The organism is uncultured Thiohalocapsa sp., assembly GCF_913062725.1.
Taxonomy (GTDB): domain Bacteria; phylum Pseudomonadota; class Gammaproteobacteria; order Chromatiales; family Chromatiaceae; genus Thiohalocapsa.
The window spans coordinates 22,140-48,970 of record NZ_CAJXWY010000030.1 but is presented as its reverse complement, the minus strand read 5'-3'; the positions used below and the strand labels follow the sequence as shown (position 1 = coordinate 48,970).

Here is a 26,831-nt window from a genome sequence, read left to right as displayed (position 1 = left end):
ATCAGCTCCGCGGCCGGCGCCGGGTCTGCATACTCCTCGGACTGGAGCCGGTAATCGCCGGTCGTGACCCGAACCGAGGGCTTGACGTCGAGCAGGTCCGCGCACGCCGCCAGCATACGCTGCACGTTCTCCGCCTGTTCGCCGGCCAGCGCCCGCAACGGTTCGATCAACAGCGCCCGCTTCCCGTGCCGCAGCGCCTCCAGCAGCACCAGGATGCCGACCAGGCTCTTGCCGGAGTTGGTGGGGGCCGCGACGATGAGGTTACGGCGAGTGGTCAGCAACCCCGCTTCCAGCGCCTGCCGCTGCACGGCCCGCGGTGCCCCACCGGGCGCGATGGCCGCGACCACCGGCAGCCAATCGTCCGGGAGCAAGCCGGCCCAGCCGCCGTCCGATGTCCGCACGTTACCCGACCGAAGGTCTGCACCCACCGGGTCGCCCGGCTCAGAGCGCGTCGGTAAAGCAATGGTAGCCGCATCAGTCATCTGGACGCTAATTCCGCCATACGCCCTCCGCGCCGGTCAGGTTGCCGGCGCGAGTGCGACGGCGACCCGGGAGGCGTCGGCGGTGCCGCTACTGCTGACCCTTGTTGGTACGCAGATGCGCATCACGAAATGCCCGCAACACCGCGTTCATCCGGGTTTGGTATCCGGCCCCTTGGGCCTTGAACCACGCCAGAACGTCGTCATCGACGCGAAGCGCGATCTGAGTCTTGCGTGTCGGCACCGGCAAGCCCCGATGAGCCAGGGCGCCGGCCCAGTCGTCTGGGGAAGTCTCCGGGGCGTCTTCCGTGAAAAGGACGTCTGAATCCGGCCGGGCGCGGAGCTTGTCCCAGTCGGTGTTGCCTTCAGCGCCCTTTTCGATAGCGCTGTGACCAAGCTTTTTGTTCATGACCCACTGCCTTACGAGCTGAAATGAGGTGAGGCTCATCGCCCGCTTCGCCGCGGGGTGTCCACACGACGAACAGAGCGACCCCGTAGATCACTCCAATGCTCTGAAAACGAGGTTCCTCGTAAGCCTCTCTAACATCTTCTCGCGTCAAGAGGTCACCATCGAAAAACGCCTCCAGATCGGCAAAATCGATCCCGTGCAGCTGGAGATTGATGCGCCGCTTGGATTCGTCCCATGTGATCACGTCTTGGAGCGTATATGCGTTTGTATATCGGCGCAAGGGGCGGCCCAGGGAAGGTGCTCCGAGGTCCACCCCAATCGTCAACGCCTCAGGGCTTGATCCCCGGCACCCTCGGCACGGTCGTTCCGTGGTGGTCCGGGCAGTAGGTGTTGGAATCGCAGGCCTCGCAGGTGGGATCGTGGCTCGGGTTCTTCTCCCAGGAGCTGATGATGCGTCCGCTCTGCGCCTCCTGCGTGATGCAGGTCTCGATGCGGCCCACCGTGTCGTCGAACTGCTTGAGCGCTGACTGCATCGACGCGTCGTCCACGGGCACCACCTTGATCGCCCGTCGCAGCCGGAACGGGAACGACAACAGCGGCGGCTCCTCGCCAGGCTTGGACGCCTTCCAGTTCAGGAGCAAATCCGCGTCGTCCGTGTTGGGCTCCGGCACCAGGACGCCGGGCGTACCCTGCCGCAACGCACGCCGCAGGTCGAAAAAGTCGCTCCGCGTCGGCGCCAGCTCGTTCAGGTACACCAGCACGCCGGCGATGATCGGCTTGGTGGTCAGCAGCCCGCGCAGATGGGCGTAGGTGTGGATCTGCCAGTCGTAGATGTGGCTGAAGCCCGTGTGCCCATCATCCAGGTCCGGGCGCTTCATGCCCTTGTAGTCGATGATCACCTCGAACTCGGCCGGCGGCGTGCCGGGCAGTTCCTCAACGATAAGCTCCAGCAGCGGGTTGCCGCGAAGGTCCGGTCGGCGGAACAGCTCGATCTCGCTCACCACGTCGATCACGCCCAGCATCTCGTAGCGGTCGATGTCTCGGCTCACCACGGGCTTGACGCTGCCCGGCAGCAGACGCGCACCGCGCACCCGCACCTCGGCCTGGCAGATTTGACGCCCAGGAATTCGCCCCTTTGCGCGTCCATCCCGTCGCGACATTGCGGACGGAACCATCATCCGGGTGCGAGCCGGTCAACCCGACGAGCAGCAGCACGTCCTGCGGGCGGCTGAAGGCGACGAAGAACTGTCGAGAGCCTCATGAACGCAGGCCTGCGGATCAGCGGCTTCATCACCTCGCTGACGGGCATCACCAAGACGGGCATCACCAACTCGGGCTCGCCGTACCCGAGGACATCGCTGCCAAGCCCTGGGTACGGCGTGGCGTCGCCCTGGAGGATCAGGTCCGTCAGGGCTTCGAGGCGCGCCACAACACCCTGCTGCTACCGCTCTGCGTCGAGTCCACCGCCCACCCCGTGCTGCGTGCCTCGCTCGATGGGTTGAGCGAGGCGGGTGAGCCGGTGGAGCTGAAGGTTCCCACCGAGAAGACCCACCGGCTGCTGCTCGCGCAAGGATCGGATGCCACCGCCTACCAGCTCGCGTGGGTGCAGCTCCAGCAGCAGCTCTACGTCACCGAGGCCGACTGCGGCTGGCTCGTCTTCGACCCCTGCCTGCCCGCGCTGCAACCCCTGGAGTTCCGCATCCAGCGCGACGAGCGCTTCCTGCACCAGGCGCTGGTGCCCCGCTGCCTGGCGTTCTGGGCGCAACTGCGCGCTGGCAGTCCGCCTGTCCCCGACCCTGCACCCGCTGACGCGACCTACGCGTTTTATTGCTGACCAACCACCGGAGAACCGCATGACCACACAACGTTTCGATGTCGCCACAACCTTCGGCGTCAAGGCCCGCCCTGGGCTCGAAGTCCTCGGGTACGCCGACGACACCCATCCGCAAATCCCGCTCCGCCAGCCCTATGTGTTCCGCAACGCGCTGCTGCGTGATGTGCTGGCCTATCTGCACGATGCACATGGCGACGGCATGTTCCTGACCGGGCCGACTGGTGCGGGCAAGACCAGCCTCGTCACGCAGATCGCCGCGCGGCTGAACTGGCCGGTGCAATCGGTGACCTGTCACGGGCGCATGGAGTTGAACGCCCTGATCGGTCAGTTCGTGCTCATGGACGGCTCCACCCACTTCGTCCATGGCCCCCTCGCCATCGCCGCCCGGGAAGGACACCTGTTGATTCTCAACGAGTCTGATCTGATGGACCCGGCGGAGCTGGCGGGCCTGAACGACATCCTGGAAGGCCAGCCGCTGGTGATCGCGGAGAACGGCGGTGAGGTGATCTGGCCACACCGGCGCTTCCGGGTCTTCGCCACCGGCAACAGCGCCGGCGCCGGCGATGCTTCCGGGCTGTATCAGGGTGTGCTGCGTCAGAATCTGGCGTTCATGGACCGCTTCCGGGTGATCCACGTCGATTATCCCGACGTCGGCGTCGAGCAGCAGGTGATCCTGTCTGCGGTGCCCCAGCTGCCGGCGGCCATCGCCGAGCGCATGGTCCGGGTCGCCGCGGAGGTGCGCCGGCTGTTCATGGGCTCGGACAGCGAGGCCGGGGAGCTGACGGTGACCATGAGCACCCGGACACTCGTGCGCTGGGCCACCCTGAGCATGACGTTCAAGGGTGCGCCGAACGTCTTCGAGTATGCCCTGCAGCAGGCGCTCACGGCCCGGGCCGAGCCGGAGCAGCGTGAGGCCATCCATCGCATCGCCGCCGATGTCTTCGGCGACTACTGGGCACCACAGGCCGCCTGAGTCTGCGCCCGCATCCACCCGTCCCCGCTCACCCCAACCCACCCTACCCCAACCCAACAGACCGGGACCGCGTTCGTGCTCGCCGCGAGGCTTGCGCGTGCGCGCTCGGTCGGGAGTCCACCATGCACAACACCGAGACCATCACCGACCGTATCGTGCTCGTCATGCTGGGAATCAGCATTTGGAGCGGCAGAAAGAAGCTCAAGCCCGAGGATCTGAATCTGCTCGATGGCGAGATCCCGCCCGAGGAGCTGGTGTCGCTGGGCTCCAAGCGTGTCTGCGATCCCGAGCCCCTGAAGCCGTTCCACCGCCTCAAGCAGTCGGCGGAGCGTGCCTGCCTGCGGGTCGGTACCCGCTTTCTGGGCGGCTTTGCGGTGCCCAAGGCGCACGCCGAGGATCTGGCGACCCAGCTCGATGTGCTGCGCGCCGAGTTCGACGCCGAAACCCAGACCTTCCTCGCCGGCTATGACCGGGCCCTGGAGGACTGGATTGCCAAGCTGCCTGCGTTCGAGGCTGCCATCCGCCGGGCGGTGGAGCCGGCCCAGGTGGTCGGCGGGCGCCTGCGCTTCGGCTATCAGCTGGTGCAGATCAAGCCCGCGGAGCAGCCGGGCACCTTGACAGAGGAGGTGCAGCAGCTCGGCAACGGCATCTTCGCCGAGGTGGAGCAGATGGCCCGGGACCTGGAAGGGAGCTTCGCGGGCAAGGACCGCCTCCACCGCCGGGCCCTCGGCACCTTCAATCGCATCCGCGACAAGCTCGCCTGTCTGTCGTTCGTCGATGGCCGCATCCAGCCGGTGGTGGACAGCATCGAGGATTGGCTCGGCCGGCTGCCGCTCACGGCACCGATCACCGGTGCCCTCTTCAACGAGGGCATGGGTCTGGCGCTGTTGCTGTCCGATGCCGAGCGCATGGCCCAGCATGGCGCCGGGCAGCTGGCGCAGGCCGGGCACAGCGAGGAGGACGCGTGCGCAGCGCCGCCGCCACCCACGGCCCCGGTCGACGCGCCGGCGCAGATGCCACTGGCGGCGTTCGAGGCAGAGCTTGCGTCGTTGTTCGAAGACGCGGGCGATGTTGCTCAAGAGGTTTCGCCCTCACCCACCACGGAGGCACCCACTACGGAGGCGGACGCCGTGAAGCCCAGTCAGAGCTTCTTCTTCTGACAACCCACCCACCCGGTGCCACGCATCGGGTGTCATCACCAACCGCAGGCCCGCCGTGCGCAAGTTCGGCGGGCCTTTTCTTTGTCTGGAGCACATGATGTCACTGACCACCCTGAACCAGGCCCTGCCCATCGTCGCCGCCGCCTATGGGCGCAAGTTCAACGTCCCGGTGCAAGTCGGCGGGACCGACGCCTACACCGACGGCGCCACCATTCAGATCCCGCAGATCGACGAGACCCCGGCGTCACGGACGCTGGCCTATGGCTATCTGGCCCACGAGGCTGCCCATGTGCGGTTCACGGACTTCGCCCTGTCCCGCAGCCAACACCCACTCGGGCGCTTCATCGAAGGTGTGCTGGAGGATGTTCGCATCGAGCAGGCCATCATCCACGCCTACCCGGGCACGCGCACCACGCTCGATGCGGTAATCACCCACCTGGTGGACGCCGGCAGCATGCGCCCCGTCGCAGCGACAGACAGCCCCGCACAGCTGCTGGGCAATGGGCTGCTGGCCCTGGTCCGCTACCGCTACCGCCAGCAAGCCGCGCTGGCCCCGCACGCCGAGAATGCCCAGCGGGTCATGCGCCGGGTCTTCGGAGCTGGTTTTGTCCGCCAGCTGGATGGGCTGCTGACGGAGATGCCACAGCTCGCTTCGACGCAGGACGCCCTGGCCCTGGCTCAGCGGATACTGGCGCTGCTGGAACAGGCGGCACAGTCGCCCCAGGCGCAATCGCGCGCTGGCGACGACGAGAGACAGGGCGCTGACGATGGCACCACCGCCGATGATGCGCCCCCTGATGCACCCGGCGATGCGCCCGGCGATGCACCCGGCGATGCACTCGGCGATGCGCCTGCGCAGGGCACGGGTACCGCCGAGGCAGGCGGGACGGAAACGGCGGAGTCCGGCGCGCAGGAGAGCGGGTCCGGTCCCGGCGGGGATAGCGCTGATAGCGCTGGCACAGCGATCGAGGTGCCGGGTAGCCAGCCACCGTCGCCGAGCGCATTGCGCCAGGCGCTCAGTGCCACGGACGAGGCGCTGCCTGAGGATCTGTTCGCGGCGGTCGCTGAGACGCTGCGGGCCCGCGCGCCACACGTGCCAACGCTGTTGCCGACGGTGGAGCTGTACCGGGGTGATCCGCAGCAGGGCAAGGCCGCACTGGCGCGGGTACGGGTGCATTCGGCGAAGCTGACCGCCCGGCTGCAAGGGCTGGTGCAGGCGCAGACGCTCACGCGCCACCGCACCGCACGTCACGGTCGCAGGCTGAGCCCCGGCCATTTGCATCGCGCCGGTGTCGGCGACGCCCGGATCTTCCAGCGTCAGACCCTGCGCACCGCGCCCAATACGGCGTTGCACCTGCTGGTGGATCTGTCCGGCTCGATGGGCGGTGGTCAGGACCTGCTGGCGCTGGATGCCGCCATGGCATTGGCCCTGGCGCTGGAGCCCATGCGGGGTGTCTCGCGGGCGGTGACGGCCTTCCCCGGGCGGTCCGGTCAGCAGGACCAAGTCACCGCCGTGGTGGCGCATGGACAGGGGGTCGTGCAACGCGCGGGTGCCTTCGTGCAGTGGGCGCGGGGTTCGACGCCCATGACCGGTGCGCTGTGGTTCGCCGCGGCCGATCTGCTCCCACGCAGTGAGACGCGCAAGGTCCTGCTCACCCTCACCGACGGCTTTCCGGACGACTTCGGCAGCGCCCTGGCGGTGGTGCAGTCGGCCACGGCTGCCGGCATCACGCCGATCGGTATTGGTATCCGCACTGATGTGAGCCGGCTGTTTCCGCTCGCCATCCGCATCGATGACATCGCTGATCTGAAGCAGGCGCTGTTCGGTATCGCCGAGCGCCTGTTGCTCAGCACCCACGCCTAGTCACAAACACCGCCGGTTCCGCACCGGCATTCTTCCCACCCACGCGGGGATGTCACGCTCCCCGCCCGGGGTACGTGCGTCCCTGCGGTTCTTTGATGGAGACGTAGCATGTCGATGTATCCCAACCCCCACCAGTTCGCATTGCCGCTCGAGCCCGAGGAGGTCCGCCGACCCGCTTTGGCCGATGATGAACGTACGCTGGTCCAGCAGGCCATCGCGTGTCTTGAGGCGCGCTACCACGTCCGCCAGGAGACGCTCACCAATCCGCAGGCCACCCGCGACTACCTCAAGCTCCGGCTCGCGGGCGTGCCCTACGAGGTCTTTGCGGTGCTGCTGCTGGACAACCGCCACCGTGTCATCCAGTACCGGGAGCTGTTCCGCGGCACCATCGACGCTGCGAGTGTGCATCCGCGCGAGGTGGTCCGCCTGGTGCTGGACGCCAACGCCGCCGCAGTGGTGCTGGCGCACAATCACCCGTCCGGGGTCACCGAGCCGAGTCAGGCGGATGTGCGCATCACAACCCGCCTGAAGGACGCCCTGTCCCTGATCGATGTCCGGGTGCTCGATCACATCATCGTCGGTGAGGGTGAGGGGACCTCGTTTGCGGAACGTGGGCTTCTGTGACAGGTGGAGTTGGCCGGGGATTATCGATGCCCCGGTCGTCTGGGAGCCGCTGGTGATGCCAGCGGCTTTCGGGGTGTGCTGGCGGCACCGGCCAGCACCGCGTCCGTTACTGCGTCAGACAGCCCGCCCGTTCAAGCCAGGTCTCCAGCGCGCCCATGTTGCGGGTCTCGCCCTCGCGGTTGCGGTAGTAGACCCGAGCGGTGTTTTCGTTGTAGCCCAGCGCCGTGCGGCTCTGCCTGTAGACGCGATAGAACAGTGGGGATCGGTCGACGGTCTCGGCGCCGGCCGGTGCGAAGCGCCTGGGGTACTGCGATTCGGCCCAGTCGAGGAAGCACTCGCCATCGAGCACCGGTGCATCCCTCCATTCGTAGGCGCCGATGTCCACAACGCCGCCGAACACCCTAGGGTTACCGATGATGTCGGTGGCCGGGAGGTCGGGTGTTTCGGGATCGCCGGCGTTGATCATGGGTGAGTCGGGGAGGAGGCTGAGATCGCCGTTATCGGGGTCGACGAACATGGGGTCGACGGCGTCAAGGTTGCTAGGGTCGATGATGATGGGTAAGTCCGTTTCGTAGCCCGAACCTGGCATCTGGTTGAAGTTATTATGAGATAGTACAACGGGCGACGGGAAAAAGTCATCATCTGCATCATTTTCAATATAAATATCTCCAGCTTCGTCAGCAGCGTTGTTCCAGAATATATTATTGTAGAGCTTTGCGCTGTTGTCGGCATTAAATCGTCCGATATGTATACCACCTCCGGTATAATTGGCTGCATTACTCATTACGGTATTATTTGTGAATTGTATAGTATCACCGAAAGTGTAGATGCCGCCGCCGCGGCCAAAGAAAACATTCGTGTTGCCCTCGACAATATTGTTGGTAAAGCTGAGCATTTCACCAAAAGCGTAGACACCGCCACCAGAGAGATCACTCACATTGCTCTCAATACGGTTATTTGTGAAGGCGAGAGTATCGCTGCCAACGTAGACACCGCCACCACTGTGACCACTCACATTGCTCTCGATGTGGTTATTCGTGAAGCTAGCAATAGCGATAAATATGGAGTAGACGCCACCGCCATCTTCGCCCGCAGTGTTACCTATGATTCTGTTGAACTCCGCCGTCAGTGATCCGGAACGGTCACCTTTCACAAACAGCCCGCCACCACTATTGCCACGGTCGCCATTTCTGAGCGTCAAGCCCTGCACCAGGAAGTTCGCCGTCGCGCCAGGTGTTGACAACGCCAGCACCGTACTAACCTGATTGCCGTCCAGCACGGTGTTAGAAGGATCTATTTCCTGATCGGTGCAACTACTATCCCAACCACCCTTCACGGCTACGTCGAAACTCTCCGCACTGGCATAGACGAAGTTGCCGACATAGGTACCTTGTACGATCCTGACCTCGTCATCCTCACCATTGATTGCCGCAGTGGAGAGGGCTGTCTGCAAGCCCGCGGCGGTGTCGACACAGAAGACTTCCGCTTGGCTGGACAAGGGTGTTACGGATAACCACAGCGCTCCGATGAGTGCGGCGGGGACAAGGATCGGGCGAGACATGAACGACTCCTAACGAAGCTAGTTGGGCTGGATAACAGCGCGGGCGAACGATGCGCAGCTGCATGTGCGCAACAAACGCACCTGCGAAGGGGCAGCGAGGTGGTTCGCACACAGGGTAGTACACCTACTACACCGATAAACTTGACGCACGTCAAACAAGCGTTGCCGCCTAGATGTCGTCTATCAGTGTCCCTCCCGTCTAGCCCCGAAAGTCACCAGGGTGAGACACACCGCGGGAGTCCTGTGCGCTGACCGCCTTGAGGACGATGATCAACCGTCGCTCCCAGACCGCACATGGGGGCTGTCCGCAACGGCGCGGGCTAACACAGAGGGGTTGCACATACCCGTGGCTTCGGCGTTATGCTGTATACGCGAGCGGAGACCTAGACACGCTGACAGCGCCTTAGGCACCGTCCACCGTGAGGACACCACGTACGCTGAGGGCCCAGCAGCGGCTTAGCGATGCCGCCGGACCAATCCAAAGTCGATGACGACCAACCCAACAGCACAGGTGCCCGCATGACACCCCGCGCCGGATTCGGTCTCATTGAGCTGATCATCGTGGTGGCGATCCTCGCCATCATCGCCTCGATCACCCTCCCGCACTACCTTGAGGCGCAACCCGCGTCGACCGAGACCTCCCAGCACCACGACGGCGCTGAGAGTACGAGGCAAAAGGTCTGAATCTTGTGAATCGGATTATCGAGAACTATGAATTTGAGCTACGAATGCAAGATATACGGCGGCAATTTTCACAGTGAATGACTGTCGAGGCCTAATGCCAATCGATCGAATAACAACAGGTCACTGATCAACAGAGCCTCAAATTGTATGGATTCTCAAAAATACCTCCGCTACTGGGGTAAAGCCGGCTCGACAGGTGAGTTCCACTTGTTGGCGTACCACGCCCTGGACGTAGCCGCCTGCGGCAAGATTTTTGTGGAGCGTCACGAGCGGTTGCGGCAACTGTTAGCCGTTCGGCTGGGGCTGAACGAGACGATGCTGGGGCTTTGGCTTGTCTTCATGCTGGCGTTGCATGATCTCGGCAAGTTCAGTTACCGCTTTCAGTGCTTGCGAGCGGAGTTTCCGGGGCTGCCCTCCACCCTACCACAGGCGCGGCAGTACCATCCCCGGCACGACACCCTCGGCGCTGCGATCTGGTTCGAGCTGCTAGAGCGCATCGTCGTCGACCGCTTCGTCGCAGAATCCACCAGGTCACGCCCGTTGAAGAGGGCCCTCGGCTACTGGCTGCAGGCCGTAACCGGTCATCACGGCCAGCCGCCGAAACCGCGAGGTATCAGGACTACTGGTTTATTTACATCAGCAGATCAGCAAGCGGCTGGGGCCTTCTGCATCGATGCCGGCGAGTTGATCCTCGAGTCGCGCCCCTTGGCGGTCGAAGACCCGAAGGCGTTCTCCAAGGCTACCCGGTTAACGTCGTGGTGGCTCGCCGGTGTCGCGGTCCTCTGCGACTGGCTGGGCTCCAACCGGGAACTGTTTCCCTTTGTCACCAGAGAGATGCCGCTTGACGCTTACTGGCAAGACCACGCGTTGCCCGCGGCTGCGTGTGCCATTGAGCGCAGCGGTGTGTTGCCTACAGCAGGTGCGCAGCGAAGTCAGCTGGAACTCTTCCACTACCTCAACCAACCGACGCCACTACAGCGACTCACAACGGAGATCGAGTTGCATCAAGCCCCGCAGCTCTTGATCCTCGAGGACGTCACCGGATCGGGTAAGACGGAGGCCGGAATCACCGCAGCGCACCGCATTCTGGCCAGCGGTGGTGCCGACGGCATCTATTTCGGATTGCCGACGATGGCCACCTCCAACGCCATGCACGGGCGAATCGCGGGTCAAGGCCTGAGCGCAAGAATGTTTGTGGACGAGCCTGTCGTGGTCCTCACCCACAGTGCAGCACGCCTCATGCGCGAGACGAATCACCGCGCGGAGATCCTACCGCCCGCGGGTGCAGAGGCCGACTACACGGCTGCCGAGAGCAGTGCCGCGAACCTCCGCGCGAGCTGGATCAATGACCATCGCAAGAAGGCCCTGCTCGCGGACCTCGGCGTCGGCACCATCGACCAGGCGCTGCTGGCGGTGCTGCCGACCCGGCATCAATCACTGCGGCTGCTCGGCTTGGCCCGCAAGGTGCTGATCGTCGACGAGGTGCATGCCTACGACGCCTACATGCAGCAGCTCCTTGCGGCGCTGCTCAGGTTCCAGGCATATATCGGAGGCCACGCCATCCTCCTGTCGGCGACGCTGCCGACGAAGATGCGGCAAGGATTGGTGGACGCGTTCCGCGAGGGGCTTGGCACCGCATCGACACAGCTTGCCAGCGCCGACTACCCTCTGGTTACGAGGGTTGACGCCCAACACGCCGACGAGCTTCCAGTCGACACCCGTCCCGAGGTCAGACGTACGGTCCACGTCGAATTCCTACACGACGTAGACGCGGTGATTGACCTATTGGTCCACGCGCACCGTGCGGGACGCTGTGCCTGTTGGGTGCGCAACAGCGTCGATGATGCCATCGACGCCTGGCGGCAGCTCCAGGCTGCCGGTGTGCCTCTCGAACGGTTGGACCTCTTCCATGCCCGGTTTGCTCTCGGCGACCGCCTGGAGAAGGAAGGGCAGGTGCTCGCGAACTTCGGCCCAGACAGCATCGCGGACCAGCGCTGTGGCCGTATCTTGGTCGCAACCCAGGTGGTCGAGCAGTCGCTGGACCTTGACTTCGACGCCATGGTCACGGACCTGGCGCCAATGGACCTGGTTATTCAGCGCGCTGGCCGACTCCAGAGACATAGCCGAGGGTGGCGTCCGGCCCCTCATCTCCATGTGCTGTCCCCGTCGCCCTCGGAATCCGCCCAGCGCAACTGGCTCACAGCCCTGCTGCCGCGCACAACAAAAGTCTACGAGGACCTCGCTTGCCTCTGGCGTACCGCCTATCTCCTGCATCAGCATGGTTGTATCCGCATGCCCGAAGCGGTGCGCGACTTGATCGAGAGTGTGTATGGGGCTGACGCGGTACAGGCGCCCAGTGATGTCGAAGTGGCCAGTGCCCCTGCGCAGGGCGAGGCACTTAACGCAGTGACCATGGGGAAGTACAACGCGCTGCGGCTGGATCTCGGCTACGCCGACCCAGAGTCCGACTACTGGGACGACATCAAAGCGCCAACTCGTCTCGGCCACGAGAGCCTGCGACTGCGACTCGCGCGCTGGGATGGCAGCCGGCTCCTCCCTTGGTGGGGCGAGGGCAACCTGCGCGACTGGGCGATGAGCGAAGTCTCGGTCCACGCCGACTGGTGCGCCGCTGTACCGGAACCCACTGATCCTGCGCTCCGACAGGCCATCCTCGACTATCAGGACACCGTGCCGGACAAGGGGCGTTGGAGTAGGCTGCTACCTCTGCACCCAGGGGCGGAGGGAGCCTGGGAGGCCCGTGTCACCGACGTGCGCGGGTGTTCGCTGGTGCTGGACTACGTCGCTGAGCGGGGACTCACTAAGCGCAAGGCGGACTAAGGTCTAGTCCCACAGCGCACAGTACCAACGGGATACGACGCAAGACTGGATCAGAGGCAAGTTGATGCAGCTCAACCTATTGATTGACGGTTGGTTCCGGGTCGGGCGTGCCCAGGGGCACGGCGCATCGGCGGTGATTGCCCCGTGGCAGATCACAGAATCCATCGACAACAACCCGATCATTGCCTTGGACACACCACGGCCAGACTTCAACGGTGCGCTGGCACAGTTCCTGATCGGGCTCCTACAAACGGCATTTGCCCCGGCAGATGCTGATGAATGGTTCGACCGCCTGGAGTCTCCGCCTGACCCAGCGACCCTACGGCGTGCGTTTGCGCCCTACGCCCATGCCTTCGAACTCGGCGGTGACGGCCCGCGATTCATGCAGGACCAAGACACGCTCGGTGAGCAAACACCCCTGCCTATCACGGCATTGCTCATCGATACCGCTGGCAGCGAGACGCACTTCGTCAAGCATTTTCCAGCAGACGGTTTCAGCCCGGCGATGGCCGCATTAGCGCTGTATACCCTGCAAACGAATGCGCCATCCGGCGGTGCGGGCCATCGCACATCGCTGCGCGGAGGCGGGCCGCTGACGACCCTCGTGGTCGCCGCCCCAGAAGACGATGGGCAACAACCAACGCTGTGGCAGACCCTGTGGCTGAACGTCCTTGATGAGGAAACCCTCGGCTATCGGGCGACACCGGGTGATGCTGTGCACATCTTCCCTTGGCTTGGCCCGACCCGAACCAGCGAGAAAGGCAAGCTGCCCACAACCCATGAGGACGTACATCCTTTGCAGATGTTCTGGGGCATGCCAAGGCGGATCCGTCTCGATCTGGAGTGCCCGGCAGCGGGTGTCTGTGGCATCGATGCTTCAGAGCACCCGGCGCTCGTTACCCGCTATCGCACCAAGAACTATGGCACCAACTACGGTGGTGCCTGGCAGCATACGCTCACCCCCTATACGCACAAGGACGACGAGCTAAGCGCTGTTCATCCGCGCAGCGACATCAGCTATCGAAACTGGCTAGGACTCGTCCAGGAAGCCTCCGACAAGACTGCTAAGCGCGTGCCTGCCCGAGTCGTCAGCCGGTTCTGGGACACCAGCTACAGGCTGCGCGATGAGGGTTGGCGGTTACGCCTGTGGGCCTTCGGTTACGACATGGACAACATGAAGCCACGCCGTTGGGTCGAGTCCACGTTGCCATTGTTCCACATTGACCCGGACGAGCGCGCAGTCATCGACGAGGCCGCCAATCACATGATCGAGGCGGCCAGTCTCTTTTTCGGCAATCTGCGCAGCGCCCTAAAGGATGCCTGGTTCGCGCCCAACGACCCGCGCCGCAAATCCACCAAGCTGGACCATGTCGAAGACGCCTTCTGGCAGGAAACCGAGCCCTTTTTCTACGCTTGGCTGCGCGCCGTTATCACGGCCGAGGACTTCGTCAGCGCTCGCTTCGACGCCTATCAAGGCTGGCACAGGGAGCTGATGATATACACGCTTCAAGCCTTCGACCGCTGGGCCGACTACAACCAGATCACCGAGCAGTCTCATCCGCGTCGCATCGCTGCCGCACGCCGCGCTCTGCGGCGCTTCAACTACAAGAAGCAGATCAAGAATCTGTTGGATATTCCGGAAGCGCCGAGGCAACCCGCACCGACTTAAGCTTAAGCAGAACTGAGCCCGCAGCTCGCACCGTGCGGCGATCGGACCCCCGAGTACACCCCCTCTTAAGGAGCAGAGCATGGGAGAACCCACCGAGCACACCGACCAACTAGATTTCGTCCAAGCGACCCTGGCCTGGTGGGAGCCCCTCGTCACCCCACCCGAGACGGGCAAGCCGAGCAATCGCGGCGAGTTGGCCGCGCTGCGCCGCTGCAAGAACCTAGAAGAAGTGCTGTTCGTACCCGCGTATCACAGGCTGTTCTACCAGGTGAGTGCGCTCGGTTGGAAGGACCGGCCAACCGTAGCGGCGGTCGCTGGACTGCTCGCGCACGTCAAGGGGGATTCCAGTCAGTCCGGGGGCGACGAGTCCGAGGCTGCTCGCGGCGATCAGCCAACGGTAGAAGCGCCAGTCCCGCAGCTGGCCAAGACTGTCGCAGCTCTTCTGGCAACACCCACAAGAGCGGGGCTAGGCCCGCGTGTGAGCGAGCTGCGCTTTCAGCGTCTCGTGGCCATTCGAGAACTTAAAGAACTCTACCCGAATCTTCTGCGCACGATTCATCTCGCCGGCGACCGAGTGCCGGTAGCTGACCTCATCCGCAGCGTGCGTTACTGGACCGATCGGCAGCGCCGTGACTGGGTTCAGCGCTACTACGACACCCTGCTGCAACAACGACCCGACAACCGCGCACAAGGAGCCTGAGCATGTCCCGTTTCCTGCAACTGCATCTGCTGACGTCCTATCCGCCGGCTAACCTGAACCGCGACGACTTAGGCCGGCCCAAGACGGCCGTGATGGGCGGTGTGACGCGACTTCGCGTCTCGTCACAAAGCCTCAAGCGCGCCTGGCGAACTTCAGACGTATTCGAGGGCGCGCTCAAAGGCAACCTCGGTGTGCGCACCAAGGAAAAGGGCACCCGTATCAAACAAGCGTTGATCGAGGCTGGAATCTCCGAGAAGCAGGCAACGGAGTGGGCGGCCGCCATCGCGAAACAGTTTGGCAAGGTCAAGTCGGGCTCGGTTGAGATCGAGCAGCTCGCCCACTTCAGCCCCGAAGAGAACATCGCCATCGAAGCACTCTGCGAGAAGCTGATCAAAACGCAGTCCGCACCGACGGACGAGGACCTGAAGCTACTTCGCCACCAGCACAGCGCTGCGGACATCGGCCTCTTCGGCCGCATGCTCGCCGCCGACCCCAGCTACAACACCGATGCCTCTGCCCAGGTAGCCCATGCCATCAGCGTGCACAAGGTCGCCGTAGAGGACGACTTCTTTACCGCAGTGGACGACCTCAACGAGGGTATCGAGGATGTAGGCGCCGGGCACCTGGGCGAGACCGAGTTCGCCGCTGGGCTGTTCTATCTCTACATCTGCATCGACCGGGACTTGCTCACCGCGAACCTCGGCGGCGACATCGACCTGCGCAACAGAACCTTGGGCGCATTGATTGAAGCCGCCACCACAGTCGCCCCGACCGGTAAGCAGAACACCTTCGGCTCCCGCGCGCGGGCGTCCTATTTCCTTGCGGAGAGGGGCGATCAGCAGCCGCGGTCGCTGTCCGTCGCATTCCTAAAGCCCGTGGAAGGACGTAAGGACGGCATGCTGGCGGAGGCCATCGCCGCTCTCACAGAGACATGTGACAACATGGATAAGGTCTATGGCGCCTGCGCTGATGCGCGTCGAATTGTGGATACACTTGATCCCGAAAAGGGAACTTTCCAGGAACTCATAGCCTTCGCCAAGGAGTGAGCACCATGCATACCTTCATCGCCTTTCGACTCTACGGCCCGCTCGCTGCTTGGGGCGATATCGCCGTCGGCGAGCGGCGACCAACGACGGACCACCCATCCAAGTCCGCTGTGCTGGGTCTTCTGGCCGCTGCCCTCGGGATCCAGCGCAACGACGACCGACAGCATGCCGCACTGGCCAACGGCTACCGGTTCGCCGTCAGGGTCGACGCCGTGGGCGTGCCCTTGCGGGACTACCACACCAGCCAACTTGCCAAGAACACGGCCCGCCTGCGCCACCTCCAGACCAGACGCAACGAGCTGGCCGACCGGACAAACCTCACCACGGTGCTGTCCACACGGGACTATCGCGCCGATGCACTCTACACAGTCTGCCTGTACTGGCGCGGTGCGCCGGATACTCCGATGCCACGAGACCTGTCCTTGGCACTGCTGCGGCCGCGGTTTCCGCTTTACCTGGGCCGACGCGCCTGCCCCTTGGCATTGCCCTTGGCACCGCGGGTGATCGAGGCGCAAGACCTACCTGCGGCGCTAACCGCCTACGACGAGGCGGCTGCAACCAAGCTTTGGCGCCAGGTTGCCGACCAGCTCAATGCGATGCCGCCGGCAAGTGCCCCCTGTTGGTGGGAGACTGGAGTACCGAGTGGAACGATGCTACCCACCGCAACGACACCGCGCTACGACCAGCCCAGATCTCGTCTCCGGCACCAATTCGCACCGCGCGACGAACACCACTGGGTGGGTGGACCAGGCTGATGCGATACCTGAGCAAGATTGAACTCCGCCGTGGCCAACCCCTGCGACAACTCGCCAGCGCGATTCCAAAAAACGCGTACAGCGACCATCAGGTGATCTGGCGACTGATGAGCGACACAGACGCAGGCGCGCGCGACTTTCTCTTCCGGCGCGAGCAGCTTGGCCATTGGCCCACTTTTTACGTCCTGTCGGACCGACAGCCGATGGCATCGGACCCAACATGGCAGGTTGCCACGAAGCCTTTCACCCCGACACTGGCTGCGGGTGCGCGGCTCGGCTTCGTGCTTCGCGCCAACCCTGTGCGCACGCGCAAGGCCAGCACCGACCCTTCCGACAAGCGCCGCTATCGAGACGATGTGGTCATGCAGGCTAAGCGCTTGGAGGCTGAGCGAGAACTTGATCCCGGTCGACGACCGAGCCAAGCGGAGTTGGTGCAGCGTGCAGGGGCTACGTGGCTGGCGGACCGCGCTGAACGCAACGGCTTCGCGCTGGAGGCCATCCACGTAGACGGTTATCGACAACATCGGTTGAATAAACGCGGTCAGCAAACGGCGATCCGTTTCAGCACGCTGGACTACCACGGCATACTGCGGGTGTTGCATGCGGATCGCTTCCTTGGGGCTGTGCACAAGGGTATCGGCCCCGCCAAGGCCTTTGGCTGTGGCCTACTGCTGTTGCGGCGAGTCTGACGACACCTCCCACAGCCGGATCCACTAGTGCAACACTGTTGAAGTCTCGATACCTCATGATGAACCGTGCCGACATCAGCTTGGGTCAAGATCGGACGGTCTCAGAACTTTAGCAGTGTTGCACTAGTTAAGCAGGAGAGGTAGCGCTCATGCGGTCGCGGAGTCGAAGCACCGCCGTCATTACCAGCACGTACCGATAATCGGATTGGCGGCGGACCGTTCCGACGACATCGGTTAACTGACCTAGGACAGGACGGATGCTCCCACCACTTAAGCCCATCGCCATGAAGGAACGGATCTCTCTCATCTTCATCGAGTACGGCGAGATCGATGTGCTCGACGGAGCCTTTGTGGTTATCGACAAACGCGGCGTTCGCACTCACATCCCCATCGGAAGTGTTGCCGGCATCATGTTGGAGCCAGGCACCCGCGTCTCTCACCGGGCCGCAGCATTAGCAGCGCGGGTCGGCACGCTACTCATCTGGGTGGGTGAGGCCGGAGTGCGGCTCTACGCTTCTGGCCAGCCCGGCGGTGCACGCTCCGACCGTCTGCTATACCAGGCCAAGCTTGCCCTGGACGATCAGGCTCGGCTCAAAGTGGTGCGCAAGATGTACGAACTGCGCTTCGGCGAGAAGCCGCCAGAGCGGCGTAGCGTCGATCAACTGCGCGGGATCGAGGGTGCGCGGGTCAAGAAGCTCTACGAGTCTATGGCGCAGCGCTTCGGCGTCAAATGGCGCGGGCGGCACTATGACCCGACCCAGTGGGACGCGAGCGACCTGCCAAACCTTTGCCTGTCTGCCGCCACTGCCTGTCTGTATGGTATCACTGAAGCGGCTATTCTCGCCGCCGGCTATGCGCCCGCCGTCGGCTTCATCCACTCGGGTAAACCTTTGTCCTTCGTTTACGATATCGCCGACATCGTCAAATTCGAGACGGTCGTGCCGGTCGCTTTCAAGATTGCCGCGAAGGAGCCGCGCCAGCCTGAGCGGGAGGTCCGCCTTGCCTGTCGCGACACCTTCCGCTCCACCCACCTGCTAGGCAAGATCATCCCCATCATTGAAGATGTCCTGGCTGCCGGAGGACTGGAGCCACCCAAACCACCAAAGGAATCCGTACCGCCCGCCATCAAGCAGGACGAGGGACTCGGAGATGTTGGTCATCGTCACTGAGAATGTGCCGCCACGGCTGCGCGGGCGGCTCGCCGTCTGGCTGCTGGAAGTGCGCGCGGGTGTCTACATTGGTAATCCGTCCAAACGGGTGCGCGAATTCATCTGGCACCAGATTAGCGAGGGGGCGGAAGACGGCAATGTCGTCATGGCCTGGAGCACAAACACCGAGTCAGGGTACGATTTCGTCACCCTCGGAAGGAACCGTAGAGTCCCGGTGGATTTTGATGGCTTGCGGCTTGTCAGCTTTTTGCCCACCAGTGACAAACCCAAAGCTCCTTAACAACCCGACAGGAAGCGCTGATTTGGCGCGTGCAAATTCGGTACCTTTTTTACAAGTCTTTTTTTCTTGTTAATACAATCGGTTCCGTGAAGTGTGTTCCCCGCGCCTGCGGGGATGAACCGGCTACTACCGCACGCAGCAGGCAGGCGCCGCCGTGTTCCCCGCGCCTGCGGGGATGAACCGTCGGCTTTCCCGGCGCGTTCGTGCTCACTGTCGTGTTCCCCGCGCCTGCGGGGATGAACCGTTATACCGCTTCCCCCGCAGGTAGCTGGCCTGGTGTTCCCCGCGCCTGCGGGGATGAACCGACGCCATCGACACGGCGGCGAGCCGTCTATTCGTGTTCCCCGCGCCTGCGGGGATGAACCGCTCAACGAGCTGGAGCAAAAGATCGGGGAGCAGTGTTCCCCGCGCCTGCGGGGATGAACCGAGATGGGCGAGTACCTGGAGGCCGAGCTGGCCGTGTTCCCCGCGCCTGCGGGGATGAACCGCCGCGCTCCATCACGTCATCGGGCACGAGAGAGTGTTCCCCGCGCCTGCGGGGATGAACCGACTGTCGGGGATGCTGGACTACGGCCAGACCAGTGTTCCCCGCGCCTGCGGGGATGAACCGCCCGCGATGTGAACGGCACCGCGGGCTTGAGAGTGTTCCCCGCGCCTGCGGGGATGAACCCCGCCCGCCTGGCGATGCGCAGCGCCTCCGGCTGTGTTCCCCGCGCCTGCGGGGATGAACCGCACCCCTGTCTCAGAATCTGTCAACTCAGCCCAGTGTTCCCCGCGCCTGCGGGGATGAACCGACCGTGCCGTCGGCTTTGGTCAGGAAAATCGGGTGTTCCCCGCGCCTGCGGGGATGAACCGGCATCAATCGCACGCTCATCGGCCCGGGCGACGTGTTCCCCGCGCCTGCGGGGATGAACCGCTGCCGATGCCCCTGGCGCAGCTCATCGGTCAGTGTTCCCCGCGCTTGCGGGGATGAACCGCCCACCGACGCCGACGCGCGCGCCCTGGGAGAGTGTTCCCCGCGCCTGCGGGGATGAACCGATGGGTCCGGTGACGGGCACGATGGCAGCGTTGTGTTCCCCGCGCCTGCGGGGATGAACCGAGCCCATCGACGATGTCGAGATGCGTCTCTACGTGTTCCCCGCGCCTGCGGGGATGAACCGGATTAGTGCCGTTGTGCGAGCCGGTTCGGGCAGTGTTCCCCGCGCCTGCGGGGATGGACCGGCCGCTTGCTGCCCTGGCCGCTCGTTGGCTTTGTGTTCCCCGCGCCTGCGGCGATGAACCGATCCAACCGGCGTTACCGCCAGCCTGGGGGCCGTGTTCCTCGCGCCTACGGGGATGGAAGCGGTTGCGACGAAACTTTTCCTCCACCACCGAAGTCATCCGAGTGCGGCTCGGTTCGGCCGCAGCGTTTCCCACTTCAGCTGAATAAGGGCTCAAACAAAGGCCTGCACTAGCGGACGACAGGATCACCAACCAGATCATGGCCGACGTGCGGCCCCGTGTGATCACCCACGAGCTGCTGGCTAGCCTACGGGAGAACGTCACCATCGACTGGGTGCATCGGTACTCGACCCCAGCCTGGATGCGGATCAAGGCGAAGCAGATCCTGAAACGATAAGGCGCTGCACCGGACCCGCAGGACGTCGGGATGTGGAGCGTGCTGCAGCAGGCGGAAGTACTACCGGAGCGGTGGGCTACGCAAGCCCGACGGGCCAGTCTCGCGAGGCGACGGTTGGGCGTGACGGGTTAGGACGAAGGGCGATCGTAGTGACTACCGGTAGAGCTGCCGTTCGTCACACCCCCAGAAGGGGGTGCGTCTTTCCACAGGACGCAGACAGACCGGTTCGTCGCGAATGACCCCGACATCGTTTGCCCTACTGAGTGGGGGAGTGATCGGGGGACCAAGCTAGTAGTTACATGTAAAATTTCTTTCTAATTCAGAAACTTAGCTTATTGATTTGGCGGAGAGGGAGGGATTCGAACCCTCGATAGGCTATTAACCTATACACACTTTCCAGGCGTGCTCCTTAAGCCACTCGGACACCTCTCCGGATTCTCGGCGCGCCGGCGCTCGGTTGGTTCTGGCCCGAGCGGGCTGACTCGGTGAGCGATCGGCGGTTGGCCACGCCGTGATAGCGCAGGCTCGAGCCGGCTAGAATAGCTAAACCGACCAACCATTTCAAACCAAATCCTATGCCCCCGAAGCCAGCCGCCGCTGCCCGCAGCGCCGCCCCGCCCGCCCCCACGCCCGCCGGGCAGGCCGACATCCACCGCCTCTACGAGCGTGCCGTGCAGTGCCCGGAGGCGGAGGTGGACTTCCTCACCGAGCGCTTCCGTTGGCTGCGCGGGCGCGACGCCCGGCGCCTGCGCGAGGACTTCTGTGGCACCGCCGCGGTGTGCCGGGAATGGGTGGAGCGTCATCCCCAGAACAACGCGCTGGGGTTGGATGCGGACGCCGCGGTGCTCGCCTGGGCGGAGCGGCATAACCGCGCGCCCCTGCCGCCGTCGTCGAGGGCACGGCTGCAGCTCCTGCGGGCGGATGTGCGGGCCGCCCCGCCCGGCGAGGCGCCGGATGCCGTCATCGCCATGAACTTCAGCTACTGGCTGTTTCGCGAGCGCGCCGAGCTGCGGGACTACTTTCGGGCGGTGCACCGGGATCTGGCGGCCGATGGCGTCTTTTTCCTCGACGCCTACGGCGGCTACGACGCCTTCCGCGCGATCATCGAAGAGCGCACCGTGGAGGACGACGAAGGCACCTTCACCTACCGCTGGGAGCAGGCCAGCTACGATCCCATCACCGGCCTGATGGACTGTCACATCGACTTCGCCTTGCCGGACGGCACAGAGCTGCGGCGGGCGTTCAGCTACCGCTGGCGGCTCTGGACCCTGCCCGAGATCCGCGAGCTGCTCGGTGAGGCCGGTTTTCGGCGGGTCGTCGTCTACTGGCAGGGCTGGAGCGAAGACGGTGAGCCGGATGGCGACTTCCAGCCCGCCGAGCATGCCGATGCCGACGCCGGCTGGATTTGTTATCTCAGCGCGCAGAAGTGAGGCCGGCGAAACGGCCATCCCCGGCGCAGCCCGTCGAGTCGGGCGCAATCCCGCGGGCTCGCCCGGCGGCGCCCCAATGCGGCCCGCATGCCCGCGCGGGTGCCTCGTGATCACCACGGCAGCGCGCGCGCAGGCCATCGGCGCCGGCCGCGGCCACTTCAAAGCTGTCCTTACCCGGTTGATCGATGGAACGAGATGTGAACCGTCTGTTTGGACATTTCTCGAGTGAGCGCGCAAAATTCCGGGGTCGTCAGCGGCGAGCGCTCGCCGCTGTGTCCTCAGCATCGTCACAAGCATCGTCAGAAGCTGCGTGCCCGTGCCCGGATCGGCGCCCGGCGGGCAATGCCACCGGGGGCAGGCCAGCCGCCGCGGCCAGCATCGGGGCTCGGGGCGCGCTGTTTGCGCCCGGCGGCCCGCAGCCCGCGCCGGCCATGTCGCGCACCGCGCGCAGCACCAGCTCAACGTCCATTTGTTCTCTCAGCTCATACCATGGCGCAGTACATCTACACCATGAACCGCGTCGGCAAGGTCGTGCCGCCGAAGCGGGTCATTCTCAGGGACATTTCCCTGTCGTTCTTCCCGGGTGCCAAGATCGGCGTGCTCGGTCTCAACGGCGCCGGCAAGTCGTCGCTGCTCAAGATCATGGCCGGCCTCGACGCCGAGATCGAGGGCGAGGCCCGTCCGCAGCCCGGTATCCAGATCGGCTATTTGTCCCAGGAGCCACAGCTCGATCCGCAGAAGGACGTGCGCGGCAACGTCGAAGAGGCCGTGGCCCCCATCAAACAGGCCCTGGAGCGTCTCGACGCCGTCTACGCCGCCTACGCCGAGCCGGATGCGGACTTCGACGCCCTGGCCAAGGAGCAGGGGGAGCTCGAGAACCTCATCGAGGCCACCGACGGCCATAATCTGGAGCGCACCCTGGAGGTTGCCGCCGACGCCCTGCGCCTGCCGCCCTGGGAGGCGGACGTGGGCAAGCTCTCCGGCGGTGAGCGCCGCCGCGTCGCGTTGTGCCGGCTGTTGCTCAGTAAGCCGGACATGCTGTTGTTGGACGAGCCCACCAACCACCTGGATGCGGAATCCGTCGCCTGGCTGGAGCACTTCCTGCACGATTACTCAGGCACGGTGGTGGCGGTGACCCACGATCGCTACTTCCTGGACAATGTCGCCGGCTGGATCCTGGAGCTCGACCGCGGCCACGGCATCCCCTGGCAAGGCAACTATTCCAGCTGGCTGGAACAGAAGGAGCAGCGCCTGGAGCAGGAAGAAAAGACCGAGCAGGCCCGCATCAAGGCCATGCGGCACGAGCTGGAATGGGTGCGCGCCAATCCCAAGGGCCGCCATGCCAAGAGCAAGGCGCGCCTGGCCCGCTTCGATGAGCTGCAATCGCAGGAATTCCAGAAGCGCAACGAGACCAACGAGATCTACATCCCGCCGGGCGAGCGCCTGGGCGATCTGGTGGTGGAGGCCGAGGGCCTGCGCAAGGCCTACGGCGAGCGGCTGTTGTATCAGGACCTGAGCTTCAACCTGCCCCGGGGCGGCATCGTCGGCATCATCGGCCCCAACGGCGCCGGCAAGACCACCTTGTTTCGCCTCATCACCGGTCAGGAACAGCCGGATGCCGGTACCTTGCGCATTGGCCCCACCGTGGACATCGGCTACGTGGATCAGAGCCGCGATGCGCTGGATGACAGCAAAACCGTGTGGGAAGAGGTCTCAGGCGGCGCCGACAACATCATCGTCGGCAAGTTCGAGATGCCCTCCCGCGCCTACGTGAGCCGCTTCAATTTCAAGGGCTCGGATCAGCAAAAGCGCATCGGTGATCTCTCCGGCGGCGAGCGCAACCGCATCCATCTGGCCAAGCTGCTCAGGACCGGCTGCAACCTGCTGCTGCTGGACGAGCCCACTAACGACCTGGACGTGGAAACCCTGCGGGCCCTGGAAGAGGCCATCCTCGCCTTCCCGGGCTGTGTGGTGGTGATCAGCCACGATCGCTGGTTCCTGGACCGCATCGCCACCCACATCCTGGCCTTCGAGGGGGACTCCCAGGTGACCTGGTTCGAGGGCAATTACGCCGACTACGAGGCCGATCGCCACCGCCGTCTCGGCGCCGAGGCCGACCAACCCCATCGGCTCAAGTTCCGGCGACTCGACGCCTGACGGCGCGCGGCCCGGGCCAGGGTCACCGCCGTCGTGCTGCCATGGGCCCGCGCCCGCGCCTGGCCCCCGGCGGCCGCACGGTTGACGGCCGGCGATGATCAGACACGCGAATGACGCAATCCCCATGGCTGACCAAGACACCCGTCTCACCACCCTGATGGCGCGTGCCGAGGGCCTGCTCGGGCGCCTGGAGCGGCACCTGCCGCCGGCGGCCGACACCGACTGGCGCGCCCATGCCTGGCGCTGGCGCCGCGGCAGCGGCGTCGGCGGCCCCGGCTGGCTGGAGGCCGTGCATCGCCCGCATGCCCTCACGCTGGACGACCTCTGCTGCGTGGATGCTCAGCGCACCGAGATCGACCGTAATACCCGCCAATTCCTCGCCGGCGCCGGCGCCAACAATGTCCTCCTCTCCGGCGCCCGTGGCACGGGCAAATCCACCCTGGTGAAGGCGCTGTTCAACACCTACCGCGAGGCGGGGCTGCGCCTCATCGAAGTCGACAAGGACGAGCTCGCCGATCTGCCCCGCATCCTGGCGCAGCTGGAGGACCGCGGCGAGCGCTTCATCCTGTATTGCGACGATCTGTCGTTCGAGGCTGGCGAGGGCAGCTACAAGGCGCTCAAGGCCGCGCTGGACGGCTCCATCAGCGCCCCGCCCGACAACGTGCTGATCTACGCCACATCCAACCGCCGCCACCTGTTACCCGAGCTGCAGCACGAGAACCGCGAAGCGCGCCTCATCGACGGCGAGATCCACCACGGCGAGGGCGTGGAGGAGAAGATCTCGCTGTCCGATCGCTTCGGTCTGTGGCTGTCGTTCCAGCCGTTTTCGCAGGGCCAGTATCTGACCGTCTGCCGGCACTGGCTACGGCGCCTGGGCGCCGCTGCGGTCGATGGCGCGGATGTCGAGCGCGCCGCGCTGCAATGGGCGCTGCGCCGGGGCTCGCGCAGCGGCCGCACCGCCTACCAATTCGCTCGCGATTGCGCCGGGCGCCAGCGCCTGTCCCAACCGTCCTGATCCGACAGTTGACACCCGGTGCCAGCATCCGGCGTCCGCCGCTTCACGGCACGGGTCCGTGCATTGCATCATGGGGCTCGTGTTTCCGGCCGGCCGCATGCGCCGTCCTCATCTGCGCCCAGGAGTGCCACCGATGCCCAAGCCCATCCCACTGCCCCGTATTCGCTATCACGTCGTCGGCCAGGACGATTACATGCTGAACATCGAGGTCACCGAGGACGGCCGGTTCACCATCGACGCCGGCGACTACACCAGCCACAAGCCAACCGCGGGCACCCTCGAGCGCGCCCAGGCCGAGGCACTGGCCGCACTCAGCGCCCAGCTCGGCCCGCCCCGGGCGCATCCGGCACCGGCGGGCGCCTCGGGCTTTGTCGCCGAGCTCACCATCGGCGACGGCCCGACGGTGCATCACTATCGTTTCTGGGAGGGGGCCCTGGACGCCGAGCCGGACATTCGCAACCTGGTGCGGGCACTGGAGGTGCTTGGGTGAGCGACGCACCGACGCCTGCCGGCACCTGCGACTCGCTGGACATGGCGCGTCTGCTCGCCGTCGACGCCGCCCATGCCTGGCATCCCTACACCGCCACCATCGACCGCGACCCGGTCTACCCGGTGCGCGCCGCCGCCGGCTGCGAGATCGAGCTCATGGACGGGCGCCGCCTGGTGGATGGCATGGCCTCCTGGTGGTGCGCCATTCACGGCTACAACCATCCGGTTCTGAACGCCGCCGCCACCGCGCAGCTCGGGCGCATGGCGCATGTGATGTTCGGCGGTCTCACGCACGCGCCGGCGGTGGGTCTGGTGGAGCGCCTGGTGCAACTGACGCCGGCGCCGCTGCAGCATGTGTTCCTGTGCGATTCCGGCTCGGTGGCCGTGGAAGTCGCCATGAAAATGGCCCTGCAATACCAGCAGGCGGCGGGCCGCCCGCAGCGGGTGCGCTTTCTCACCGTGCGCGGCGGCTACCACGGCGACACCTTCGATGCCATGTCCGTCTGCGATCCGGTGACCGGCATGCACAGCCTGTTCGAGCGCGTGCTGCCGAAACAGGTGTTCGCCGCCCCGCCCGCGCCGGCCTTCGAGGCGCCCTGCACCGATGCGGATATCGCCGAGATCGCGGGGCTGATGGCGCGCCACGGCGATACGCTGGCGGCGGTGATCCTGGAGCCCATCGTCCAGGGCGCCGGCGGCATGCGCTTTTATTCGCCGGCGTATCTCAGTCGGCTGCGCGCGCTGTGCGACCGCCACGGGCTGCTGCTGATCCTGGACGAGATCGCCACCGGCTTCGGGCGCACCGGGCGGTTGTTCGCCTGCGAGCACGCGGGGGTCGCACCGGACATCCTGTGCCTGGGCAAGGCCCTCACCGGCGGCTATCTCACCGGCGCCGCCACGCTCGCAACCACAGACGTCGCCGACACCATCTCCCGCGGTGTGCCCGGGGCCTTCATGCATGGGCCCACCTTCATGGGCAACCCGCTCGCCTGCGCCATCGCCAACGCCAGCATCGACCTGCTGCTGTCGCGCGACTGGCGGGGCGAAGTCGCCGCCATCGAGGCGGGCCTGCGCGCCGGTCTGGAGCCCTGCCGGCAGCTGCCCGGGGTCGCCGACGTGCGCGTGCTCGGCGCCATCGGCGTCGTCGAGCTCACCGACCCGGTGCCCATGCGCGCCGTGCAGCGGGCGCTGGTGGAGCGCGGCGTCTGGGTGCGGCCCTTCGGCCGGCTGGTGTACCTGATGCCGCCCTTCATCATTACACCGGCTCAGCTGGCGCAGCTGTGCGAGGCCATCGGCGAGGTGCTCGCCGCGCTCGCTGCGGGCCGTCTGACGGAGCCGGCGCACCCATAGACGTGTCTCGGCTGGGACCGCCGATCCGACCACCGTTG

Annotated in this window: 24 protein-coding genes, 1 tRNA gene, 1 pseudogene and 1 CRISPR repeat array; of the genes and pseudogenes, 20 read left to right on the top strand and 6 right to left on the bottom strand. The window is 65.0% G+C overall.

Going from position 1 to position 26,831, the window contains the following annotated elements; all coding sequences use genetic code 11:
- From QZ588_RS10015 to QZ588_RS10000, 4 genes are all read right to left on the bottom strand, one after another.
- Nucleotides 1-347 (bottom strand): DEAD/DEAH box helicase (locus QZ588_RS10015; RefSeq protein WP_295542275.1); only part of this gene is annotated, 347 nt, incomplete at its 3' end.
- Nucleotides 348-570: 223 nt separating this feature from the next.
- Nucleotides 571-888 carry a BrnA antitoxin family protein gene (locus QZ588_RS10010; RefSeq protein WP_295542273.1) on the bottom strand — a complete coding sequence of 106 codons (318 nt, stop codon included), beginning with the start codon at nt 886-888 and terminating at the stop codon, nt 571-573.
- A complete protein-coding gene (locus tag QZ588_RS10005) occupies nt 845-1,132 on the bottom strand; it encodes a BrnT family toxin (protein ID WP_295542271.1) in 288 nt (95 codons plus the stop codon). The genes QZ588_RS10010 and QZ588_RS10005 overlap by 44 nt, the downstream gene beginning before the upstream one ends.
- Before the next feature lie 85 nt (nt 1,133-1,217).
- The gene (locus tag QZ588_RS10000; RefSeq protein ID WP_295542269.1) at nt 1,218-1,979 is read right to left on the bottom strand and encodes a hypothetical protein; all 762 of its coding nucleotides are present in this window, start codon (nt 1,977-1,979) and stop codon (nt 1,218-1,220) included.
- Nucleotides 1,980-2,023: 44 nt separating this feature from the next.
- Here QZ588_RS10000 and QZ588_RS09995 point away from each other — a divergent pair, with 44 nt between their 5' ends.
- The 5 genes from QZ588_RS09995 to radC all read left to right on the top strand — a co-directional run bounded on the left by QZ588_RS09995 (nt 2,024) and on the right by radC (nt 7,343).
- A complete protein-coding gene (locus QZ588_RS09995; RefSeq protein WP_295542267.1) occupies nt 2,024-2,722 on the top strand; it encodes a YqaJ viral recombinase family protein in 699 nt (232 codons plus the stop codon).
- Between the two features lie 19 nt (nt 2,723-2,741).
- Complete coding sequence (locus QZ588_RS09990; RefSeq protein WP_295542265.1) at nt 2,742-3,695, top strand: AAA family ATPase; 954 nt, start codon at nt 2,742-2,744, stop codon at nt 3,693-3,695.
- A 122-nt stretch (nt 3,696-3,817) separates the two neighbouring features.
- A complete protein-coding gene (locus tag QZ588_RS09985; RefSeq protein WP_295542263.1) occupies nt 3,818-4,855 on the top strand; it encodes a DUF3150 domain-containing protein in 1,038 nt (345 codons plus the stop codon).
- Nucleotides 4,856-4,910: 55 nt separating this feature from the next.
- Nucleotides 4,911-6,719 carry a VWA domain-containing protein gene (locus QZ588_RS09980; protein WP_366929553.1) on the top strand — a complete coding sequence of 603 codons (1,809 nt, stop codon included), beginning with the start codon at nt 4,911-4,913 and terminating at the stop codon, nt 6,717-6,719.
- A gap of 108 nt (nt 6,720-6,827) precedes the next feature.
- Nucleotides 6,828-7,343 (top strand): DNA repair protein RadC, encoded by a 516-nt coding sequence (gene radC, locus QZ588_RS09975; RefSeq protein ID WP_295542262.1) that lies wholly within the window; start codon nt 6,828-6,830, stop codon nt 7,341-7,343.
- Between the two features lie 106 nt (nt 7,344-7,449).
- On the opposite strand, the gene QZ588_RS09970 is transcribed toward radC, so the two are convergent.
- Nucleotides 7,450-8,904, bottom strand: a complete 1,455-nt coding sequence (locus QZ588_RS09970; RefSeq protein WP_295542261.1) for a choice-of-anchor Q domain-containing protein — start codon at nt 8,902-8,904, stop codon at nt 7,450-7,452.
- A 462-nt stretch (nt 8,905-9,366) separates the two neighbouring features.
- On the opposite strand from QZ588_RS09970, the gene QZ588_RS09965 reads away from it, so the two are divergent.
- The 10 genes and pseudogenes from QZ588_RS09965 to QZ588_RS18115 form a co-directional block, all read left to right on the top strand.
- Entirely contained in the window at nt 9,367-9,588 is a 222-nt protein-coding gene (locus tag QZ588_RS09965) for a prepilin-type N-terminal cleavage/methylation domain-containing protein (protein ID WP_295542260.1), read from the top strand.
- A gap of 147 nt (nt 9,589-9,735) precedes the next feature.
- Complete coding sequence (cas3, locus tag QZ588_RS09960; protein ID WP_295542259.1) at nt 9,736-12,426, top strand: CRISPR-associated helicase Cas3'; 2,691 nt, start codon at nt 9,736-9,738, stop codon at nt 12,424-12,426.
- A gap of 64 nt (nt 12,427-12,490) precedes the next feature.
- Nucleotides 12,491-14,095 (top strand): type I-E CRISPR-associated protein Cse1/CasA, encoded by a 1,605-nt coding sequence (gene casA, locus QZ588_RS09955; RefSeq protein WP_295542258.1) that lies wholly within the window; start codon nt 12,491-12,493, stop codon nt 14,093-14,095.
- Nucleotides 14,096-14,174: 79 nt separating this feature from the next.
- Complete coding sequence (gene casB, locus QZ588_RS09950) at nt 14,175-14,795, top strand: type I-E CRISPR-associated protein Cse2/CasB (protein ID WP_295542257.1); 621 nt, start codon at nt 14,175-14,177, stop codon at nt 14,793-14,795.
- A 2-nt stretch (nt 14,796-14,797) separates the two neighbouring features.
- On the top strand, nt 14,798-15,841 hold the full coding sequence (gene cas7e / locus QZ588_RS09945) for a type I-E CRISPR-associated protein Cas7/Cse4/CasC (RefSeq protein ID WP_295542256.1): 1,044 nt from the start codon (nt 14,798-14,800) through the stop codon (nt 15,839-15,841).
- A 5-nt stretch (nt 15,842-15,846) separates the two neighbouring features.
- Complete coding sequence (gene cas5e, locus QZ588_RS09940; protein ID WP_295542255.1) at nt 15,847-16,596, top strand: type I-E CRISPR-associated protein Cas5/CasD; 750 nt, start codon at nt 15,847-15,849, stop codon at nt 16,594-16,596.
- A complete protein-coding gene (cas6e, locus tag QZ588_RS09935; protein ID WP_295542253.1) occupies nt 16,596-17,285 on the top strand; it encodes a type I-E CRISPR-associated protein Cas6/Cse3/CasE in 690 nt (229 codons plus the stop codon). The genes cas5e and cas6e overlap by 1 nt, the downstream gene beginning before the upstream one ends.
- Nucleotides 17,286-17,542: 257 nt before the next feature.
- Nucleotides 17,543-18,454, top strand: a complete 912-nt coding sequence (gene cas1e / locus QZ588_RS09930) for a type I-E CRISPR-associated endonuclease Cas1e (protein WP_295542251.1) — start codon at nt 17,543-17,545, stop codon at nt 18,452-18,454.
- Nucleotides 18,435-18,734: a type I-E CRISPR-associated endoribonuclease Cas2e gene (cas2e, locus tag QZ588_RS09925; RefSeq protein WP_295542250.1), complete on the top strand. Its 300-nt coding sequence runs from the start codon at nt 18,435-18,437 to the stop codon at nt 18,732-18,734. Before cas1e ends, cas2e begins: the two co-directional genes overlap by 20 nt.
- A 93-nt stretch (nt 18,735-18,827) precedes the next feature.
- Nucleotides 18,828-20,077: a CRISPR direct-repeat array (repeat unit 29 nt; unit sequence GTGTTCCCCGCGCCTGCGGGGATGAACCG).
- Between the two features lie 116 nt (nt 20,078-20,193).
- Nucleotides 20,194-20,352 (top strand): annotated as a pseudogene (locus QZ588_RS18115) (type I restriction enzyme endonuclease domain-containing protein); the annotation flags it as partial.
- A 341-nt stretch (nt 20,353-20,693) separates the two neighbouring features.
- Here the strand turns inward: QZ588_RS18115 and QZ588_RS09920 are convergent.
- Nucleotides 20,694-20,784: transfer RNA gene (locus tag QZ588_RS09920), tRNA-Ser, on the bottom strand.
- 143 nt (nt 20,785-20,927) lie between these two features.
- Between QZ588_RS09920 and QZ588_RS09915 the strand changes: the two genes are divergently transcribed.
- The 5 genes from QZ588_RS09915 to bioA all read left to right on the top strand — a co-directional run bounded on the left by QZ588_RS09915 (nt 20,928) and on the right by bioA (nt 26,793).
- Nucleotides 20,928-21,782 (top strand): trans-aconitate 2-methyltransferase, encoded by an 855-nt coding sequence (locus QZ588_RS09915; RefSeq protein ID WP_295542248.1) that lies wholly within the window; start codon nt 20,928-20,930, stop codon nt 21,780-21,782.
- Nucleotides 21,783-22,271: 489 nt separating this feature from the next.
- A complete protein-coding gene (gene ettA / locus QZ588_RS09910) occupies nt 22,272-23,939 on the top strand; it encodes an energy-dependent translational throttle protein EttA (RefSeq protein ID WP_295542246.1) in 1,668 nt (555 codons plus the stop codon).
- A gap of 124 nt (nt 23,940-24,063) precedes the next feature.
- Nucleotides 24,064-24,954 (top strand): ATP-binding protein, encoded by an 891-nt coding sequence (locus QZ588_RS09905; RefSeq protein ID WP_295542244.1) that lies wholly within the window; start codon nt 24,064-24,066, stop codon nt 24,952-24,954.
- A gap of 133 nt (nt 24,955-25,087) precedes the next feature.
- The gene (locus QZ588_RS09900) at nt 25,088-25,444 is read left to right on the top strand and encodes a hypothetical protein (RefSeq protein ID WP_295542243.1); all 357 of its coding nucleotides are present in this window, start codon (nt 25,088-25,090) and stop codon (nt 25,442-25,444) included.
- 35 nt (nt 25,445-25,479) lie between these two features.
- Nucleotides 25,480-26,793: an adenosylmethionine--8-amino-7-oxononanoate transaminase gene (gene bioA, locus QZ588_RS09895; RefSeq protein WP_295542277.1), complete on the top strand. Its 1,314-nt coding sequence runs from the start codon at nt 25,480-25,482 to the stop codon at nt 26,791-26,793.
- Nucleotides 26,794-26,831 lie beyond the last annotated feature (38 nt).

Bases quoted from the DNA above. Each gene is read 5' to 3' on its own strand.
- QZ588_RS10010 (WP_295542273.1), bottom strand. From the start codon at position 888: ATGAACAAAAAGCTTGGTCACAGCGCTATCGAAAAGGGCGCTGAAGGC.
- QZ588_RS09990 (WP_295542265.1), top strand. From the start codon at position 2,742: ATGACCACACAACGTTTCGATGTCGCCACAACCTTCGGCGTCAAGGCC.
- QZ588_RS09985 (WP_295542263.1), top strand. From the start codon at position 3,818: ATGCACAACACCGAGACCATCACCGACCGTATCGTGCTCGTCATGCTG.
- radC (WP_295542262.1), top strand. From the start codon at position 6,828: ATGTCGATGTATCCCAACCCCCACCAGTTCGCATTGCCGCTCGAGCCC.
- QZ588_RS09970 (WP_295542261.1), bottom strand. From the start codon at position 8,904: ATGTCTCGCCCGATCCTTGTCCCCGCCGCACTCATCGGAGCGCTGTGG.
- QZ588_RS09965 (WP_295542260.1), top strand. From the start codon at position 9,367: ATGCCGCCGGACCAATCCAAAGTCGATGACGACCAACCCAACAGCACA.
- cas3 (WP_295542259.1), top strand. From the start codon at position 9,736: ATGGATTCTCAAAAATACCTCCGCTACTGGGGTAAAGCCGGCTCGACA.
- casA (WP_295542258.1), top strand. From the start codon at position 12,491: ATGCAGCTCAACCTATTGATTGACGGTTGGTTCCGGGTCGGGCGTGCC.
- casB (WP_295542257.1), top strand. From the start codon at position 14,175: ATGGGAGAACCCACCGAGCACACCGACCAACTAGATTTCGTCCAAGCG.
- cas7e (WP_295542256.1), top strand. From the start codon at position 14,798: ATGTCCCGTTTCCTGCAACTGCATCTGCTGACGTCCTATCCGCCGGCT.
- cas5e (WP_295542255.1), top strand. From the start codon at position 15,847: ATGCATACCTTCATCGCCTTTCGACTCTACGGCCCGCTCGCTGCTTGG.
- cas6e (WP_295542253.1), top strand. From the start codon at position 16,596: ATGCGATACCTGAGCAAGATTGAACTCCGCCGTGGCCAACCCCTGCGA.
- cas1e (WP_295542251.1), top strand. From the start codon at position 17,543: ATGCTCCCACCACTTAAGCCCATCGCCATGAAGGAACGGATCTCTCTC.
- cas2e (WP_295542250.1), top strand. From the start codon at position 18,435: ATGTTGGTCATCGTCACTGAGAATGTGCCGCCACGGCTGCGCGGGCGG.
- QZ588_RS09915 (WP_295542248.1), top strand. From the start codon at position 20,928: ATGCCCCCGAAGCCAGCCGCCGCTGCCCGCAGCGCCGCCCCGCCCGCC.
- ettA (WP_295542246.1), top strand. From the start codon at position 22,272: ATGGCGCAGTACATCTACACCATGAACCGCGTCGGCAAGGTCGTGCCG.
- QZ588_RS09905 (WP_295542244.1), top strand. From the start codon at position 24,064: ATGGCTGACCAAGACACCCGTCTCACCACCCTGATGGCGCGTGCCGAG.
- QZ588_RS09900 (WP_295542243.1), top strand. From the start codon at position 25,088: ATGCCCAAGCCCATCCCACTGCCCCGTATTCGCTATCACGTCGTCGGC.